The organism is Corynebacterium pseudodiphtheriticum (assembly GCF_023509295.1).
Lineage (GTDB): Bacteria > Actinomycetota > Actinomycetes > Mycobacteriales > Mycobacteriaceae > Corynebacterium > Corynebacterium pseudodiphtheriticum.
On sequence record NZ_CP091864.1, the window covers coordinates 349,662 to 367,803 of the forward strand.

At 58.2% G+C, this 18,142-nt stretch carries 20 protein-coding genes; 15 read left to right on the forward strand and 5 right to left on the reverse strand.

The features are described 5' to 3' along the window. Positions 1-89 precede the first annotated feature (89 nt). From groL to ppk2, 4 genes are all read left to right on the forward strand, one after another. Positions 90-1,736 (forward strand): chaperonin GroEL, encoded by a 1,647-nt coding sequence (gene groL / locus L9H78_RS01490; protein WP_249620272.1) that lies wholly within the window; start codon positions 90-92, stop codon positions 1,734-1,736. A gap of 574 nt (positions 1,737-2,310) precedes the next feature. Then, positions 2,311-2,508: a hypothetical protein gene (locus L9H78_RS01495; RefSeq protein WP_249618225.1), complete on the forward strand. Its 198-nt coding sequence runs from the start codon at positions 2,311-2,313 to the stop codon at positions 2,506-2,508. Positions 2,509-2,593: 85 nt separating this feature from the next. Further along, the gene (locus L9H78_RS10530) at positions 2,594-2,716 is read left to right on the forward strand and encodes a hypothetical protein (protein WP_283775220.1); all 123 of its coding nucleotides are present in this window, start codon (positions 2,594-2,596) and stop codon (positions 2,714-2,716) included. Between the two features lie 157 nt (positions 2,717-2,873). Next, positions 2,874-3,773, forward strand: coding sequence for a polyphosphate kinase 2 (gene ppk2 / locus L9H78_RS01500; RefSeq protein ID WP_249618226.1), 900 nt, complete (start codon positions 2,874-2,876; stop codon positions 3,771-3,773). Positions 3,774-3,782: 9 nt separating this feature from the next. On the opposite strand, the gene L9H78_RS01505 is transcribed toward ppk2, so the two are convergent. The 3 genes from L9H78_RS01505 to L9H78_RS01515 all read right to left on the reverse strand — a co-directional run bounded on the left by L9H78_RS01505 (position 3,783) and on the right by L9H78_RS01515 (position 5,802). Beyond that, positions 3,783-4,109 (reverse strand): rhodanese-like domain-containing protein, encoded by a 327-nt coding sequence (locus tag L9H78_RS01505; protein ID WP_249618227.1) that lies wholly within the window; start codon positions 4,107-4,109, stop codon positions 3,783-3,785. Between the two features lie 214 nt (positions 4,110-4,323). Beyond that, positions 4,324-5,136 (reverse strand): hypothetical protein, encoded by an 813-nt coding sequence (locus L9H78_RS01510; RefSeq protein WP_249620273.1) that lies wholly within the window; start codon positions 5,134-5,136, stop codon positions 4,324-4,326. A gap of 189 nt (positions 5,137-5,325) precedes the next feature. Beyond that, positions 5,326-5,802 carry an inorganic diphosphatase gene (locus L9H78_RS01515; protein ID WP_018120783.1) on the reverse strand — a complete coding sequence of 159 codons (477 nt, stop codon included), beginning with the start codon at positions 5,800-5,802 and terminating at the stop codon, positions 5,326-5,328. Positions 5,803-5,976: 174 nt separating this feature from the next. On the opposite strand from L9H78_RS01515, the gene dacB reads away from it, so the two are divergent. From dacB to L9H78_RS01570, 11 genes are all read left to right on the forward strand, one after another. After that, a complete protein-coding gene (gene dacB / locus L9H78_RS01520; protein WP_249620274.1) occupies positions 5,977-7,314 on the forward strand; it encodes a D-alanyl-D-alanine carboxypeptidase/D-alanyl-D-alanine endopeptidase in 1,338 nt (445 codons plus the stop codon). A gap of 12 nt (positions 7,315-7,326) precedes the next feature. Continuing rightward, the gene (tilS, locus tag L9H78_RS01525) at positions 7,327-8,526 is read left to right on the forward strand and encodes a tRNA lysidine(34) synthetase TilS (RefSeq protein ID WP_249620275.1); all 1,200 of its coding nucleotides are present in this window, start codon (positions 7,327-7,329) and stop codon (positions 8,524-8,526) included. Positions 8,527-8,610: 84 nt separating this feature from the next. Beyond that, positions 8,611-9,222: a hypoxanthine phosphoribosyltransferase gene (gene hpt / locus L9H78_RS01530; RefSeq protein ID WP_021352027.1), complete on the forward strand. Its 612-nt coding sequence runs from the start codon at positions 8,611-8,613 to the stop codon at positions 9,220-9,222. A 49-nt stretch (positions 9,223-9,271) separates the two neighbouring features. Further along, on the forward strand, positions 9,272-11,611 hold the full coding sequence (gene ftsH / locus L9H78_RS01535) for an ATP-dependent zinc metalloprotease FtsH (protein WP_249620276.1): 2,340 nt from the start codon (positions 9,272-9,274) through the stop codon (positions 11,609-11,611). Then, entirely contained in the window at positions 11,604-12,200 is a 597-nt protein-coding gene (gene folE / locus L9H78_RS01540) for a GTP cyclohydrolase I FolE (protein WP_249618232.1), read from the forward strand. The genes ftsH and folE overlap by 8 nt, the downstream gene beginning before the upstream one ends. Before the next feature lie 120 nt (positions 12,201-12,320). Beyond that, positions 12,321-13,148, forward strand: a complete 828-nt coding sequence (gene folP / locus L9H78_RS01545) for a dihydropteroate synthase (protein WP_249620706.1) — start codon at positions 12,321-12,323, stop codon at positions 13,146-13,148. 55 nt (positions 13,149-13,203) lie between these two features. Continuing rightward, positions 13,204-13,554, forward strand: a complete 351-nt coding sequence (gene folB / locus L9H78_RS01550) for a dihydroneopterin aldolase (protein WP_249620277.1) — start codon at positions 13,204-13,206, stop codon at positions 13,552-13,554. A 2-nt stretch (positions 13,555-13,556) separates the two neighbouring features. After that, complete coding sequence (gene folK / locus L9H78_RS01555) at positions 13,557-14,075, forward strand: 2-amino-4-hydroxy-6-hydroxymethyldihydropteridine diphosphokinase (protein WP_249620707.1); 519 nt, start codon at positions 13,557-13,559, stop codon at positions 14,073-14,075. Between the two features lie 7 nt (positions 14,076-14,082). Then, complete coding sequence (locus L9H78_RS01560; RefSeq protein WP_249620278.1) at positions 14,083-14,544, forward strand: DUF3180 domain-containing protein; 462 nt, start codon at positions 14,083-14,085, stop codon at positions 14,542-14,544. A 14-nt stretch (positions 14,545-14,558) separates the two neighbouring features. Further along, positions 14,559-15,800, forward strand: a complete 1,242-nt coding sequence (locus L9H78_RS01565; protein WP_249620279.1) for a DUF6779 domain-containing protein — start codon at positions 14,559-14,561, stop codon at positions 15,798-15,800. A gap of 67 nt (positions 15,801-15,867) precedes the next feature. Next, the gene (locus tag L9H78_RS01570; protein ID WP_249620280.1) at positions 15,868-16,806 is read left to right on the forward strand and encodes a pantoate--beta-alanine ligase; all 939 of its coding nucleotides are present in this window, start codon (positions 15,868-15,870) and stop codon (positions 16,804-16,806) included. A gap of 4 nt (positions 16,807-16,810) precedes the next feature. Here the strand turns inward: L9H78_RS01570 and L9H78_RS01575 are convergent, their stop codons facing one another. Next, positions 16,811-17,869, reverse strand: coding sequence for an ArsA family ATPase (locus L9H78_RS01575; RefSeq protein ID WP_430622741.1), 1,059 nt, complete (start codon positions 17,867-17,869; stop codon positions 16,811-16,813). After that, entirely contained in the window at positions 17,860-18,123 is a 264-nt protein-coding gene (locus L9H78_RS01580; RefSeq protein WP_027018201.1) for a cory-CC-star protein, read from the reverse strand. Before L9H78_RS01580 ends, L9H78_RS01575 begins: the two co-directional genes overlap by 10 nt. Positions 18,124-18,142 lie beyond the last annotated feature (19 nt).

Genomic DNA, 18,142 nt, shown 5'->3' on the forward strand with positions numbered 1-18,142 from the left:
CACACTCACACCATTCGTGCCGTCGCGGGCGCCTGGCGTGATCATTACCGTGAGTGTTGTCCTTCACCAATAAAAGGAGCACATAACACATGGCAAAGCAGATCGCTTTTGACGAAGAAGCACGCCGTGGCCTAGAGCGCGGCCTGAACACCCTTGCCGACGCCGTCAAGGTCACCCTCGGCCCAAAGGGACGCAACGTCGTTTTGGAAAAGTCCTGGGGCGCGCCGACGATCACCAACGATGGTGTCTCGATCGCTCGCGAAATTGAGCTGGATGAACCTTATGAAAAGATCGGCGCCGAGCTGGTCAAGGAAGTAGCCAAGAAGACTGACGACGTCGCCGGTGACGGCACGACCACCGCCACCGTGTTGGCGCAGTCGCTGGTGAAAGAAGGCCTGCGTAACGTCGCTGCTGGTTCCAACCCAATGGGGATCAAGCGCGGCATCGAAACCGCTACCAAGGCGGTTGTGGAACGTCTGCTGGAATCCGCCAAGGAAGTAGAAACCCAGGAGCAGATTGCAACCACCGCGGGTATTTCCGCAGCGGACCCTGCCATCGGTGAAAAGATCGCCGAAGCCATGTACACCGTGGGCAATGGCCAGGTGAACAAGGATTCCGTTATTACCGTCGAAGAATCCAACACCTTTGGCGTAGACCTCGAGGTCACCGAAGGCATGCGCTTCGATAAGGGCTATATCTCCGGTTACTTCGCCACCGACGTTGAACGTGGCGAGGCAGTGCTGGAAGACCCATACATCCTGCTGGTTTCCGGCAAGATCTCGAATATTAAGGAACTGGTTGGCCTGCTGGAAAAGGTCATGCAGTCCAACAAGCCACTGCTAATCATCGCCGAGGACGTTGAGGGTGAGGCTCTGTCCACGCTGGTCGTGAACAAGATCCGCGGCACCTTCAAGTCTGTGGCTGTGAAGGCGCCAGGCTTCGGCGACCGTCGGAAAGCCACCCTGCAGGACATGGCTATCCTCACCGGCGGCCAGGTCATCTCCGAAGAAGTCGGCCTGTCCCTGGAGACTGCCGACATCGCTCAGCTGGGTACCGCACGCAAGGTTGTTGTCACCAAAGACGAGACCACCATCGTGCAGGGTGCTGGTGAGCAGGCACAGATCGACGGCCGCATTAAGCAGATCCGCGCGGAAATCGAGAACTCCGATTCCGATTACGACCGGGAGAAGCTGCAGGAGCGTCTAGCGAAGCTGTCCGGCGGCGTTGCCGTACTGAAGGTTGGTGCTGCTACCGAGGTTGAACTCAAGGAGCGCAAGCACCGCATCGAGGATGCCGTGCGTAACGCGAAAGCTGCCGTCGACGAAGGCATCGTCGCTGGTGGTGGCGTTGCCCTGCTGCAGGCCGCTTCCGCACTGGATGCGCTGGAGCTGACTGGCGACGAAGCCATTGGTGCCAAGATTGTCCGCGAAGCACTGTCTGCGCCACTGAAGCAGATCGCCTACAACTCCGGCCTGGAGCCTGGCGTGGTTGCAGATAAGGTTTCCCGCCTGAACCCAGGCGAGGGTCTGAACGCCGCTACCGGCGAATACGTCGACCTGATGGCTGCCGGCATCAATGACCCAGTCAAGGTCACTCGCTCGGCTCTGCAGAACGCTGCGTCGATCGCAGCCCTGTTCTTGACCACCGAGGCCGTGGTTGCGGACAAGCCAGAACCAGCCGGTGCTGATGCCGCTGCTGGTGCTGATCCAATGGGTGGCATGGGCGGCATGATGTAAAACAGTCGCTGTTTAGACTGGCAACGAGCTAACGGTGTTAGCGCACCCCGGGCACGTTGTGTTTTTGGGGTGTTGTTGTAGTCGAAATCGCGTAGGCGCCGTTTCCTAGGGAATCCAGGGAGCGGCGTTTTTGCGTGTCGGTTGGGTTTTTGCGTGTCGGTTGGGTTTTTGGATTCTAGGGGGCGTTGCGCCACTACCACTCCACCCATAATGGGGTAAGTCACAAGAAGTTAACGGTTGGGCGGAAAGCACTCGAGTTTGTGATTTGGAACGTAAAGTGATTGCGGTGGCTTGCTGGAAAGTTTCTGAAAGTTAAATAAAATAGGCCTGTGGGCTGGGGGTTTTGTTTTGGTTAGCGTTTCCTAGTGTCGTGGAGGTGTCGCTGGTTGCTGTGCAAATAATCAGAGAAGGAAAAACTAATGGGTACGACACCTTTTTTGGGGCCGTATAACCTAATCTGAAGCTTGACAATTTATCATTCTGTGACACAATGATTCCCATGACGCTCTGGGGCGTCGGGAAATTGAACATCCACCCCTGGGATTGCCGGGGAAATTCTCATGAGGAGAAATTCATGAACGTTGAAATGATTCAGGATCAGCTGAACAACGCAGTTACCTTCTTCAAGGCTTTCGAGAACATCAGCAAGGGCTTGGAATTCTTCTACACCCCACAGGCTGAAGGCAAAGAAGCTACCGGTATCTATGGGGCTATCAAGGGTGCCTTTGAGCCACTGAGCTCCAGCTCCTCGAACGCTCCAGCTGCTAAGTAATAATCTCACGGCCAAGCTGCCGGTAATTCTTGTGAGTGATTAACCATCACTCATTTCACTTCATATTTCTTCCAAGGAGATAAACATGAACACTCTTGTAGAGACTTCCTCCAACTTCGTTCAGATGTCCGTTAACTTCAAGGACATCTTCGGCGCTTTCAAGAACATCGTTGAAGGCTTCGAGGGCCTGGCGAAGCTGGCTAAGTAATCCCACAGGCTAGATAGCCACCAGGGTTAAGCTCTCTCTCCTATCCGGAGGGGGAGCTTTTTGCATGCCAGAGAAATTTGCAGTGAACAATGTGTAAACACTTAGTGTTTATCCCAACACTTGCGACAGAAAACACACAGCGGGCTAGACTGGCACCATGGCAGCCGATTTTGAAGATGAACTCCCCACCATCGACCTCGCAGAAACCGACGGCTACATCGTCGATGACTCCGACGAAGACGATCCCTCACTGATTACCCCCAGCGGTGAACCCGTCGACACGTGGCGGGAAAACTATCCGTATGACGAGCGCATGACGCGCGAAGAATACGAACGCACGAAACGTGCACTGCAGATCGAACTGCTGAAATTCCAAAATTGGACCAAAGAAACCGGCCAGCGCCACATCATCCTTTTCGAAGGCCGCGACGCCGCAGGTAAAGGCGGAACGATCAAACGCTTCAACGAGCACCTCAACCCCCGCGGCGCACGCACCGTCGCGCTCGAGAAGCCGTCGCCACGCGAATCCACCTCCTGGTACTTCCAGCGCTATATCCAACACTTCCCAGCCGGCGGCGAGATGGTATTTTTCGACCGATCTTGGTACAACCGCTCCGGCGTCGAACGTGTCATGGGATTTTGTACAGAATCCCAGCACGCCGAATTCCTGCGTGAAGTACCCATGCTGGAAAACATGATCCTCGGCTCTGGCATCTCGTTGACGAAGTTTTGGTTTTCAGTGACGAAAAAAGAACAACGCACCCGGTTTGCCATCCGCCAGATCGACCCCGTGCGCCAGTGGAAACTTTCCCCCATGGACCTGGCGTCGCTGGACAAATGGGACGATTACACCAACGCCAAAGAAGAACAGTTCCGGTACACGGACACCGAAGAATCACCGTGGATCACCATCAAATCCAACGATAAAAAACGCGGCCGCATCAACGCCATGCGGTATCTGCTCTCCAAATTCGAATACACGAACAAGGACCACGAAGTAGTCGGAGAACCAGACCCGCTGATCGTCAAACGCGGCCGCGACCAGATCGGGGACTAGCGCTAAAAATTAGCGCTCCATCGGAAGCTCAGCGTCCTTCCATGCCATCGTGCCCCCGGCAACGCTAAACGTGGTGGCGCCGGTTGCCTGCGTTAGGTATTCGCAGGCCTTGGCAGAACGGCCACCGGACTTACAAATGATGTAGACATCCTGGTCAGTGTTGATCTGGCTGGCATACTCTACGAACTCGCTCAAAGGAAAGTTCACCGTGCCGATGGCATGCCCCGCGGCGTACTCGTCGCGTTCACGCACATCAATAAATTGCGCGTTGGCAGGAACCTCGTGCACAGAAACTTCATTGACAGTTACTTCTTGCTTGTTGCCTTCGTTGCTCATGACACCAGCCTAGTGCGAAAAACTTGCTCTCGCGGTGTAACCGTGCGGTTACCGCCGGGTTCAGGTACCGGGTGTGGCTTGGTACCACGGGTGGTTTGGTGGTGCGGGCGGTTACCGCCGGGCGCAGGTACCAGGCGGCAGGTACCGGATGCGGCTTGGTGGTGTGCGTGGTGGGTACCGCGGGTGGTCTGGGGGTGTTCGAGCCCGCGTCGGCTCAGTCCCACAACCGATGCCACAACCATGGTGGGCGCGCAAACGGGCGCTTGCGTTTGGCAATGGCTCGCACGTGTTCCGCCACGAACTTCGGGTAATGGCTAATCGTCGTCGCAGTGTAATGCAGCGGCGTCCATCCGCGATGGACGGCATCGTTGAGTTTGTGGCGGTCCAACTCAAACTGGCGGCGGTTTTCCGCATGGTGATAGGCAAAACCGTCGACTTCGATGGCGATTTTGTAGTCCTCGAGTACCAGATCCCAGTGGTAAGGGCCGATCTTTACGTTATTTCGGACTGTGAAATGCTGCTCTAGGGCGCGAGTGAGTTGACGCTCCGGCACGCTATCGGTGCCGATAATAGCGTCATCGAGAGCGCGTTTTACTTGGTGTGGGAAACGCCGGAATTCCTGCTTGCTCACGTGCAATCTCCGGCGCCCGTCCTTGCCGGAGTAAAAGGCTTCCAGGAAGGCGACGGCGTCGTCATGCGGCATTGCTTCCACGGCTTGTAAAGGGTTGCAAACGCGCACTCCGTCCCAGTTCAGGGTCCCTTTCGGGCGAGCGCGTCGAGACGTGAAATAACTGCTTGCTGGCAGCGACGATTCACGCAGTAGCTCCAACGGGAAACTCAATGGTTGGTCGAGGTGTTTGCAGGCAGCCGATGCGCCGTCGAGCGCACAGTCCGGCCACTGCTCGCTCATGATGCGCGCGAGTTGCTCTGGCGTGGGCTCTTCTGACAGGTAAAGCCCGTTGGCGATGCGGATTGCGCCGTGCCGTGCCGCTTTTTGGCCGGCATTCCTCCCCCGAAAAATGTGCACTCGTATTCCCCCGAAAGCTTGTGAATTTGCGTTTTTGGTGCATTTTTACAAATAGTGGGCCTGAAACCCCCGATTTTCGCGGCCTATTTGTAAAAATGCACCAAACTCACGAATCAGGCCGCACGAAACGCACGAAACACATGAAACGCGCCCCCGACGCGCCCCGTACGGACCCAAGCTGGCTACAACCTAGCCCTTGTAACGCTCCAGCGCTTCAGCGTGGATCTTTTCTGCCTCAGCCTTGTCGCCCCAACCGGAACCGGTGACTTCCTTGTTTGGCTCGAGGTCCTTGTAGCGGGTGAAGAAGTGCTCGATTTCGTCCTTGGTGTGTTGGTCGACGTCGTCGATGTCCTGGATGTGCGCCCAACGTGGGTCGTCGACCACGGCCAGCAGTTTGTCGTCGCCACCGGCTTCGTCGGTCATCTTGAATACGCCGACGATGCGCGATTCCACAACCACGCCCGGGAACACTGGCTCTGGCAGGATGACCAGCGCATCCAACGGGTCGCCGTCTTCGCCGAGGGTGTGGTCGATGAAGCCGTAGTCAGCCGGGTAGGCCATTGGGGTGAACAGGTAGCGGTCCAGGTAGACCTTGCCCGATTCGTGGTCGATTTCGTATTTGTTGCGGGAGCCGCGTGGGATTTCAATGGTTACTTCAACGCTCATTGCATCCACCTTTCCTGGTGCGAGTTAGTGAGAATTCAACGGTCATCTTCAATCACTTCTGCAGCCGACGTGCTTGCCAGCTGGCGGGATCAGTGATTGCAGTCGTTTGCACAGTTTACCTGCCTTGGCCAGCCGGGCGGGTGTCGTGCGGTATCCGCGCTAGAATCGAACGCCATGAAAGTTTTCTGGTGGGTATCGGTAGTAGTCGCCGTCGTTGTTGTTGCTGCTACGGCGACGGTCGGTGTGGCTTACCACCAGGCTTATAGCGAGGTGGAATCTGCGCCGGCCTACGAGCTCGCCCCTGCGGAGCTGCCGGTTACGCCCGTCGACCCTGCGCTTGCCGACGCCAGCGGCAACGCCAGCCCTGCCGCTGGTTTTCAACCACCGGCGATTGCTGGTTCGGTGGGCGCGTCCGTATTTGATCTGAACAGCCAGCACTTGGTTTATGAGCACAATGCACAGCAGCAGTTTGTGCCTGCTTCGTCTACGAAGGTACTCACCGCGACTGCTGCGTTGGCCACTATGGACCTGGATAAGCGCCTGCACACGGTGATTGAGCAGGACGGCGGGCGCGTGGTGATTCGTGCTGCCGGTGATGTGTGGCTGGATGATGCTGATTTGGATGCCGCTGCGGCGGTGATTGGCCAGGCCGATTCCGTGGAGATTGACACCAGTTTGTGGGATGGGCCCACGCAGGCGGAGGGTTGGGATCCGGCGAATGTTGCCGAAGGTTATATTGCCCCGATGGAACCAGCCATGTTGTATGGAGCACGCATTGGGGCGACTACCGGTGACGTGCCGCGTTCGACCTCCCCAGCGTTTGACGTTGCCCAGGCGTTGGCGGATCGGGTTGGGGCAACCCAGGTGGGCATTCACGACGGCGCGCCGTCGATGCCGGAGGTTGCGGTGATGAAATCACCGATCTTGCGCGAGCGGCTGGAGTTGATGATTAAACACTCCGATAACGTCATGGCAGAGGCCATCGGCCGCGAAATAGCCATTGCTCGTGGTAAACAACCGGCGACGTTTGCGGATGCTACCTCTGCTACTTTGCAGGTTTTGAGTGAAATCGGCGTGGATGTCACAGGTGCAGCTCTGCGGGATAATTCTGGTTTGTCTTCGGATAATCGCTTGACCCCGGCGACGTTGCTGCAGTGCTTGCAGGTGGCGGCCCGTGGTTCGGGTGCGGATGCGGCCGAAACTACCGATGTTGCATTTACTACCGACGCTGCAGCTGCGGGTTCTGGCAATGTTGGGGATTTACGTAGTTTGTTGGATTTGTTGCCCGTCGCTGGTGGTGATGGCACGCTGGACGATCGTTACGCTGAGCTTTCTGCACGTGGTTATGCGCGGGCAAAAACCGGCACTTTGACTGATACTTCGGCGCTGGTGGGTATTGTCACAGGAAAGTCTGGGCATACTTATGCCTACAGTTTGTTGGTTAATGATGCCCCCATTTTGCCTGCTCGGGCGCAATTGGATGAATTCGTTTCTGCTTTGCGTGAGCATTAGGTGGGGGAGAATATGCGTGACGACGGCACAGGACTGGATGGCAGAGTTGCGCCGTTTTGGCCCAGGCGGTCTCCGCATTTTCTGCAGGTGCGCACTGCGCTGCGGGGTGCTGTGCAGCGCTGGAGGGACGAGCACGGGGGAAACAAACACTGGGCGGATAAACACGCCACGGATGAGCGCTGGGCGGACGAGCACGGGGGAGCCGAGTTTGTCATCGCAGTCAGCGGCGGCCCCGATTCGCTGGCTTTAGCGGCCGCCGCGGCGGCTGAAAAACTCCCGGCACACGTCGTGAGTATTGATCACGGCTTGCAGGACGGCTCCCGCGCGGTCAGTGAAGGCGCCATTGGCCAGGTTGGTCAGTGGGGGCTGAGCGGGCAAGTGGTTTCTGTGCGCGTGGTCGGCGAACCGTTGGAAGCCGCCGCTCGTCAGGCTCGCTATCAGGCTTTGGGCGATCTCGCAGGCCGCCGCCCGATTTTGCTTGCGCATACTGGCGATGACCAAGCAGAAACATTGCTGCTCGGCTTGCTGCGTGGCAAGGCTAGCGCAATGGGGGAGGTGTCTGATTATCAAGGGCACACGTTGTTGCGCCCGCTGCTGGGTATCCGCCGTGCGCACACGGTTGGTGCGTGCCGGGAACTCGGGGTTGCTGCGTGGAATGATCCGCACAACACTGATGAGGCTTTTCGTCGCGTCGCTATTCGTCGGCAAGTGCTTCCGTTGTTGGATCAAATTATCGGCGGCGATGCCACGGCTCCGTTGGTGCGCGCAGCCGAGTTGTTACGGGAGGACGACGACTACTTGCACACACTTACGCCGAAGCCCGAACGTTCAGCGGCTGCTACTGAGCTAATTACTGAGCCAGCCACGCAACCATCCACCGAGTCAGCTACACAGCCAGCCACTAAGCCCTCCGCGCAACCAACCACAGAGCAATGCACTGAGCCCTCCACACAGCAACCGCCGGCTCTGGAAATCGCCGAGCTAGGCGCTCCACCACTGGCGCGCCGGGCCATCGCGAAGTTTTTGCAGCAGCATGGGGCGCGAGTTAGCGCGAGCACATTAGCGGCTAGTATTGCCTTCATCCACGACTGGCATGGGCAAGGTGCTGTTTCTGTTGGCAACGGGTTGGAACTGGCACGCCAAGCTGGCAAACTGGTGCTATTACACAGCTCGCTTGGCGACGACAGCCAGCCGTCGGCAAGCAGTACGTGATACAACAACTTCATGAAAGCCGCAGCGCTTCCCGCGCTAGGCGCTTAACACGCTCAACCGCACAGCCTCACCGAAAGGCCAACCATGGCAGATCACACTCACACCACGGTGGAAAAATCCGTCGACGATAAATTCTACGACGTCCCGGAAAATCGCTACGGCCGCGATGTTGAATCGGTGCTGATCAGCGAAGAAGAAATCAAACAACGCATCAAGGCACTGGCGGACAAGGTGTCCAAAGACTACGCGGGCAACGATTTGCTGCTGGTGTGCGTGTTGAAGGGCGCAGCGGTGTTTTTGACCGATTTCGCCCGTGAGCTTTCCATCCCGAGTGAGATGGAATTTATGGCGGTGTCCTCCTACGGCAACTCGACGACGTCGTCTGGCGTGGTGCGGATCTTGAAAGATCTGGATCGCGACATTGAAGGCAAAGACGTGTTGATCGTCGAGGACATCATCGATTCTGGCTTGACGCTGTCCTGGCTGGTGCGCAACCTGCGTAACCGGAACCCGAAGTCGCTGAACGTGATCACCCTGTTGCGTAAGCCGGAGGTCGTCACCGCGAAGTTAGATCTGTACGACGTGGGCTTCGACATCCCGAACGAATTTGTCATCGGTTACGGGCTGGACTACGCGGAAAGCTACCGCGACCTGCCTTATGTTGGCACGCTGCACCCGGACGTTTATTCGTCGTAATCGCACCTGGCACACCATTGTCATTGTGTACTGCTCGTAAATAGGATTCATGAAAAACAAACGCATTATTCAAATCGGAGCCGGCGCGGCCGTGCTTTTGATGCTGTTGTTCACCGTTACTCGGCTGAGCGACGATACCCGTCACTTCCTCGATGTGGAGACTTCGCTTGCGCTGGAGCAGCTGCAGGACGAAAACGTCGAGAAGGCACAGATCGACGACCGTGAGCAAACGCTGCGCCTGGAGTTGCGCGAGCCGATCACTGTGGACGAGCAAGAAGGCGTCGATTCCGTTATTGCCCAGTACCCAGCGCGTTCGGCCCCTGAGGTTTTTGGCGCGGTGCAAGAAGGCAAAGTCGACGAATACGACACGAACGTCACCAGCGACAGCTTCTTGATGAGCATGCTTTCGTTCATGCTGCCGATGCTGCTGCTGTTTGGTCTGCTGTTTTTCTTCCTCACACGCATGCAAAAAGGCAGCATGTTGGGCATTGGCGGCAACAAGGCCAAAGAGCTCACCAAAGACATGCCCACCAACACTTTCCAGGATGTGGCGGGTGCCGACGAAGCCGTCGACGAGTTGCACGAGATCAAGGACTTTTTGGAAGATCCCACCCGCTACCACGAACTGGGTGCGAAGATCCCACGCGGCGTGCTGCTGTATGGCCCGCCGGGCACCGGTAAAACCTTGCTGGCACGGGCTGTTGCCGGTGAGGCCGGGGTGCCGTTTTATACGATTTCGGGTTCGGACTTCGTAGAAATGTTCGTCGGCGTGGGTGCTTCCCGCGTGCGCGATTTGTTCAAAACGGCGAAAGAAAACTCGCCGTGCATCATCTTTATTGATGAGATCGACGCAGTGGGACGCCAGCGTGGTTCCGGCACCGGCGGCGGACACGATGAGCGTGAGCAAACGTTGAACCAGATGTTGGTGGAAATGGATGGTTTCGGCGACCGCGAAGGCGTGATTTTGATCGCTGCGACTAACCGTCCGGACATCCTGGACCCGGCCTTGCTACGCCCGGGCCGTTTCGACCGGCAGATCCCGGTAACCCCGCCGGACCTGAAGGGACGTGAGGCGATCTTGCGCGTGCACTCCGAAGGCAAGCCGTTGGCTAAGCACGTCGACGTGACGCAGCTGGCCAAGCGTACCGCGGGTATGTCTGGTGCGGATTTGGCCAATGTGCTTAATGAAGCCGCGCTGCTGACCGCGCGCATCGGCGGCAACGTGATTACTGCCGATGCTTTGGAAGAAGCCACCGACCGCGTGGTGGGTGGGCCGCGTCGTTCCTCCAAGGTGATTTCCGAACACGAAAAGAAGGTCACCGCTTACCACGAAGGCGGCCATACCTTGGCTGCTTGGGCGTTGCGCGATATTGAGCGTGTGTACAAGGTCACCATCCTGGCTCGTGGGCGCACTGGTGGGCACGCGATGACCGCGCAAGAAGACGACAAAGGCATGTACAACCGCGAAGAAATGTTTGCGCGCTTGGTTTTTGCCATGGGCGGACGCGCAGCGGAAGAGCTGGTGTTCGGTACCCCGACGACGGGCGCATCCAGCGATATTGAACAAGCAACCAAAATCGCTCGCGCTATGATCACCGAATATGGTTTCTCGCCAACACTGGGCACAGTGAAATATGGCGAAGAACAAGGCGATCCGTTCTCGGGGCGTGGCGGCGGTGGCACCTCGGGCTATTCCGAGCAGGTCGCGCAGACCATCGACCAGGAGCTGCAATTCCTGTTGGATAACGCGCACCGCAAGGCTTATTCGATTTTGTCTGAGCACCGCGGCTACCTGGATAAGCTCGCGTTGCAACTGCTGGAAAAAGAAACTTTGCGTCGGCCGGACCTGGAAGCCATTTTCGACGGCATCGACCCGCAGCGGGTCGACATCTTCGATACCGACGTGCGCTTCCCGCAGCAGGCTGGTTTTGAACCGGTGAAAACCCCAGCGGAATTGGCAAAAGAGCGTGGTGAGGAACCGCCGAAGCGCTTGTCTTTGTTGGAGGCTTCGCTGCTGGCTCGTCAGCGTCGACAGCAAGCACAGGCGCAAGCACAAAAAGGCGGCAACGCCAACGGTGTAGGCGCGGGGTCTGGTGAGCACGCTGGCGAAGAAGGCGAGATCGGTTTGATCTTTGGCGAAAACAACGCCGTGGGGGTAACCGGCTTGCCGAAGCTGGAAGAACTCCAGGCGCTCGAGGAGCTAGAAGCTGCAGCGGATAAGCAAACCGAAAAGCAGGCGGAAACGCCGGAGCAGAAGGCAGAGTCCAACACGGAGTCAGAGGATTCCGAGCAGAGCGGAAAGCACCGGAAAGCCGAGCAGAGCGAGACCTCACGCGGCACCGAGGCGCGTAAGGAAAATCAACACAACGGGGAATACTACGATGACTAACGCTGAAACCACCGGCGCCTCCGGCAGTTTTGATCAAGAACGCGCAGAAGCCGCCGTGCGCGAGCTGCTATTTGCAGTTGGTGAAGATCCCGACCGCGAAGGCTTGCGCGATACTCCGGCTCGTGTCGCGCGCGCTTATAAGGAATCCTTCGCTGGCCTGCACGAAGACCCAACTTCCGTGCTGGAGCGGACGTTCTCGGAAGACCACCAAGAACTAGTGCTGGTGCGCGATATTCCGATCTACTCCACTTGCGAACACCACCTCGTGCCGTTTTTTGGCACCGTGCACATTGGCTATATCCCAGGGCGCAACGGTGATGTCACCGGCTTGTCCAAGCTCGCGCGCCTGGCGGATTTGTATGCGAAACGCCCACAGGTACAAGAACGCTTGACTAGCCAAATCGCTGATGCGTTGATGGAAAAACTGCAAGCGCAATCGGTTATCGTCGTCATTGAATGTGAACACCTCTGCATGGCGATGCGCGGCATCCGTAAGCCGGGTGCAGTGACCACAACTTCGGCGGTACGCGGCGGCTTCCGTGTGAACGCATCGTCGCGCGCAGAAGTGATGAGTCTTATTAGGAGTTAAACGGCGAATATGAATACCCCGGAGAACTCGCAAAATCTGGCCCAGCCTTCGCCGATCCGCCCGCCGGCGTTGGTGCTGCCGAATAATCGAGAAGCTAGTCGCCGGGCTCGCTGCCAAATCATGGGCATTGTGAATGTCACTGATGATTCCTTTTCTGATGGCGGGCAGTACAACACTGTCGACCGCGCCGTCGAACATGCTCATCGGCTGATTCACCAGGGCGCTGACATTATTGATGTGGGGGGAGAATCCACGCGCCCAGGGGCCACGCGGGTGGATCCGGAGCAAGAAAGACAACGCATTACCCCGGTGATTCGGGAGCTGGCTGCCGCGGGTATTGTGACCTCGATCGATACCATGCGCGCTGTCACCGCAGAAGCGGCTGTGGAGGCAGGCGTATCCATGATCAACGATGTTTCCGGTGGCATGGCGGACCCGCACATGTACCGCGTGATGGCGGAATCTGGGTTGCCGGTGTGCCTGATGCATTGGCAAACACTGCAATTTGGTGATGCCAGCGGCGAGCACGACGGTGACGTCGTCGCGGACGTGCACTCGAGCCTGGACCGGCTCGTCGACAATGCCCTGGCAGCCGGGGTAGCGGAGCGCAATATTGCGTTGGACCCGGGGTTGGGGTTCGCGAAATCCGCCGAAGACAACTGGGCGTTGCTGCACTCGCTGCGCAGTTTTACCGACGGGCGGTTCCCCATTCTGGTGGGGGCTTCGCGTAAGCGCTTCCTGGCTGCTATTCGTGGGGCGCGCGGGCTGGAATCTGGTCCGCAGCTCGCGGATCCAGCCACAGCCGCTGTGACCGCACTTTCGGCGCAAGCCGGGGCATGGGCCGTGCGTGTGCACGAGGTCGCGGTATCGCGGGATTCCGTCGACGTGGCCTACGCCTGGCAGACTGGTGGCCAGCAAACCCTAGATAAGCAGAACTGCCAAAAGTAAAACCGCCAGAAAAGTAAACGACCAGCGAGCAGCAAAACGGGAAGGTAGCACTGGGATGGACCGGATCGAACTGAAAGGCGTGGAATGCTACGGCTACCACGGCGTGCTGGAAGAAGAGCGTCGGCACGGGCAAACTTTTTTTGTGGACTTGACGTGCTGGCTGGATTTTTCCCAGGCCACGCAGCTGGACGATACCGTCAATTACGCAGAGTTAGCACAGCTGGCACAGGATATTGTTACCGGTGAGCCGGAAGACTTGATCGAAACCGTTGCTTATCGCATCGCGAACCAGGCATTAGCTGATTATGAACAGCTCGCAGCCATCGAGGTCACCGTGCACAAGCCGGATGCCCCGATCCCGCTGCCGTTCCGGGATGTTGCCGTAGTAGCAAGGAAGCGCCGATGAGCATTACCGCAGTATTATCTATCGGTTCCAACATGGCGGATTCTCGCGAGCTGTTGGATTCTGTCTACCGTGACTTTGCTGAGCAGGGGCAGTTACGCGCGGCTTCGTCGATTTACCGCACCCCGGCTTGGGGAGTAACAGACCAGCCGGATTTCCTGAATGCCATTTTGTTGGTCCAGGTCGACCAAACGCCGCTGGAGTTATTGCACCGCGGCCAGAAATTGGAAAACGCAGGCGGTCGAGTGCGGGTGCAAAAGTGGGGGCCGCGCACCCTGGACGTCGATATTATTGCCGCGTGGGAAGGTGCCGCGCCGATGGCCACAGAAACAACGCACATCACCAGCGATACCGAGGAATTGCGCCTGCCACACCCGTACGCTCATCAGCGTGCCTTTGTGCTGCAACCCTGGCTGGAGATTGATCCGGACGCTGTGCTGGGAGGTCGTCGGGTAGCGGAACTGGTGGAACAGCTTGCCGACGAAGACAAAGCCGGCATTACCCGTGGCGAGGCATTCCGGTGATCGGGCTATGAAAACCACCTCGATTCCATGGTTAGTAGCGAGCGGGGGATTCGCGGCTGCCTGTACCGCGATTGTCGCCTGGCAACTGTATGGTCGTCTGCCCGCGGTGCCACTGTTAGTTGCGGTGTCGTTGTGGGTGATGGTTTTGGTGTGCGTGATGCTGGGCCGTCGGGTGTCGAAATCCCGGGACGACCACGGCATTGGTTTGGACCGCAGCCAACTTGATCCGCTCACTGCCGCGCGTTACTTGGTTTTCGGGCAGGCTTCGGCCTGGACCGGCGCGATTCTGGGTGGGGGCTATGCCGGAATCGCTAGCTATGTGATTCCAAAATCTGGGGAATTGCTCGCCGCTCGTGAGGATTTGCCGGTGGTGGTTGCCGCGGCCTTGGGCGGGCTGGCGCTAGCTGCAGCCGGGGCATATCTGGAGCGTGCCTGCCAAACCCCGATGCCACCGAAGGCGAGTTTTTAGCTAAAGTGAACCCCATGGAGCAGGAGAACTCGTCGAACACCGCTCATAGTGGTCCTAGTCAGGTTGATCGTGGCCAAGTGGGCGTGATCGTGCTGATTGTGCTGGCGGTCATCGCGACCGTCGTTATGCTGCTGTCGAACTCCGAGGTGGCGCTGCGTCTGGCGCTGTTGGCGTCGTTGTGGTCTGCAGTCATTGGGTTTTTCCTGGTTACGCGTTACCGTCGGCAGGCGCAATCTGCTGAGCAGCGCGTGGCAGATCATGAGCGTTTCATGCGCCAACAGCAGGAATCGGCAGAAGACGCAGTTTCTGGTCTTCCGGCGCAGCAAACGCGTGCCGACGGCAGCACCGGGGTTGACGCTGAGCGTTTTGAGGAAATGTGGGCGTCTATCCGCGCTGAGCTGACGGTGATTCGCACGCACCTGGAAGAGCTGCAGGAGCGCGAGTTCGGTTATGAGCCCGCTGCACTGCAGGCAGAGGCGCGCCGGATCCGGGAGTTGGAACAGCAAACCGACCGGGCTGGCTCTGAATTTGCTGGTTCTGAGTTTGCGAGTTCTGCGTTTTCCTACCAGCAGCCTGGTGGCCAAAACAACGGTGGGGTTGGCTTCGCATCTGGTTCTGGTATCCCAAGCCAGGAAGCTATCGCCGGAAAACTGGGGAGCCAGCCGAGCCAGCCGCAGCCGAACCCTTTGTCTGCTCTGATTAGTGAGCGGGAGCAGGAAAAACGCCAGCAGCAGGCCCGCCAGCAGACTGCGAAGCAAGCATCTAAACCGGCGGATCAGCAGACAGAAAAGCGCAAGCCAGCTGCGAAGCCGCAAGCAAGTGCAGGGAAAGCTGCGAGTGCAGCGGCGGAGCCGAAACGCAGTGCAGCCAAGCAGCACGACGCTGCGCATACCTCAGATCCGGTCTTCGATACCTCTCGCTTCCACGCGGTGCGCTGGGATTCTGTTGGGGAAGAACGCAAGGAGAACCCAAGCCAGAGCACCGGTCAGAGAACGTCGGCAGTGAAATCCGAGCCGGAGCAGTCCGCGGCTACTAGCGCGCGTACTACCGCTGCACGGACTAATACCGCGCGAACTACCACTGTGCGCGACGATTCCAACAAACAGGGCGCTGGTTCACACGCCGCACCACAGCAGCCCCAGGTGGCGGCTAACGAGCAGCGCAACGATGACGAATCGCGCACGCGCCGTCGCCGCCGGGACGAAAACACCGGAGGTATTTCTGTGGCTGAATTGCTCAAGCGCTCTAAGAAATAGGCCGGGTCAAAAATAGCCTGGGTGAAAAATTAATCTCGGCAAGGAACAAACGACAGGTAGATCATTTATGAGTTTTGCTTTCGGGCAAGCTACGCACTTTCACCTCGCGGATATCGCGAGGTTTTCGCGTGTCATGCAGAAAACTGGGAAATCTCTCCACCTGGTGGTGTTGGGCCAAGACATTCACGCGGGCCACCGGGTGTTGTTGCGTACCGCGCAGCAACTGGGTGTTGTGGTGGTGGCAGTTGAGCTGCCTCATGTTGGCACTGGTGACACTACCAAGGCTGTTGGCACTACCCCTGGTGCTGGTGACACTGCCCCTGGCGCGCAGGCGCACGCAATAAACCAAGGAGCGCCATCCCGGCAGCTGAACCCGGAGCTCATGGATGTTTTGCGCGAAGCTGGCGTCGACGCCGTCGTCTCGTACACTCGCGAGCCTGGGGAAAAAGATAGTCTTTGGCCGCAGGGGCTGCGCACGCAGATCACCCCGCCGGAAGGGCTCGAAGACAGCTCTGCATTGGCAGAGGCCTTGACTGTGCATTTGAGTTTGCTGCATGCCGTAGGCCCAGACAGCATCATTGCGGGGGAAAAAGATTATGAATTTTTGTTGCGTCTGCAGCAGGCAATAACTGACCTGCACCTGGCAGTAAAAGTGCAGGGGGTGCCGACGGTGCGCATGCCGGACGGCTTGGCGGTGAGCTTGCGTAATACCGAAATTCCTGTGGAGCACCGAGAAAAAGCTGTGGCGCTATCGGCAGCGCTGACTGCCGGGGCGCATGTGGCGGAACGGGGAGCACAAGCCGTGCTCGAAACCGCGCAGGATGTGTTGGATGCCGCCGGGGTGCAGCCGGATTATCTGGAACTGCGTGCCCGCGATTTTGGCCCGGCGCCACAGGAAGGCGATGCGCGCTTGTTGGTGGCAGCAACTTTTGGTGGGGTGCGGCTGATCGACAACGTCGGTGTGCCTGTCGGGATTGGCTTCCGTAACTTGGATGGGGATAATTAGCCCACTAGCCGTGTCCCAGGTGCGCAGCAATTTCTGCCAAGGCAGCCGGGGTACCGACCTCTGAATCTAGCAGTGGCACTTCCGTCACGCGCACCTGCGGCAACCGGCGGTGCAGATCGTCTAGTGCGGCATCTTCCAGGCGACGTCGGTTTGCCAAAAATTCGCCTTGATCCGCCGGTGAGCGCCGGTTTACCACCGCGCCACCAACGCGAATCCCAGTTTTCGCCAGCTCTGCATACAGTTCCGCGGTTTCCAGAACCGGCACCTTTTCTGCTGTGAGCACCAAATAAAACACTGATTGTTGCTGCAGAGCATCCCGCAGACGGGCAAACCTTTGTTGGCGTTTGTGCAAGATGGAGCGCAGCTCCTGGTTGCGGCGGTCCACTGCGTCGGTGGCAGTGTGTTTCGGGTCCATCCCACGGATCAGCTCTGAAAACCGTTCTGATTTCTCCCGCCGGTTCATCAGGCCCTGGGTCCAGGCGTTCATCAATTCCGGCACCGCTAATAGCCGTGCAGTGTGCCCAGACGGCGCGGTATCGAAAATCAGGAAATTATGGTCGGAATCTTCCACTACCTGCGCGATCGCCTCTACCATCGCGGCTTCGTGCGTGCCCGGCGAATTACGAGCCAGGTCCAAGTGTTTGGCCACTTCGCCGTGTAGGCGCTCTGGCATCATCCGCCGCATGGTGTCTTCCACTTGCGCGATGTGCGCTTTGGTGGTGGCTGCTGGATCCAGTTCCAGCAGGTGCAGGTTTGCGCTTGCTTGTGCAGTTACACTGCGCGCGCCGACGGCTTGTTGCCACATATGCCCCAGGTTGTGCGCTGGGTCGGTGGAGACCAATTGCACGGAATAGCCATCTTCTGCCAACCCGAGGGCTACTGCAGAAGCAATTGTGGACTTGCCGACGCCACCTTTGCCGCCGAAAAACACGATGCGGGGTGCATCTGGGTTAGCGTCCGCCGGGCTGCTACCTGCCGAACTGCCGCCTGCCGGGGTGCCGCTCGCAGAGCCACTGCTCGCCCGGCTGCCGTCGGCAAGCGCTTTGATCTGGTCTAACAACACTGGATCTCCTCCAAAGGCGAGCGCAGCATCCCCATCCGGCGGTGCCAGGCATGGAAATCTTCGTAAATGATGGGCAATAATTCCAGCGTATAAAAGCTGGCCGGGTTGGGAATGCCCAGGGCTTCGGACATCACCAGCAGCTGGAACAGGTCATCTTCTTCCTGCCGTGCGCGCGCAAACGTGGCCCGGTACGGCGCGGAATAATATTCGTTTAAGCCCTGCCCGAAGGCTTTTAGCTTGTCGACGATAGACATGACGCGTGCTTCCGGCCCG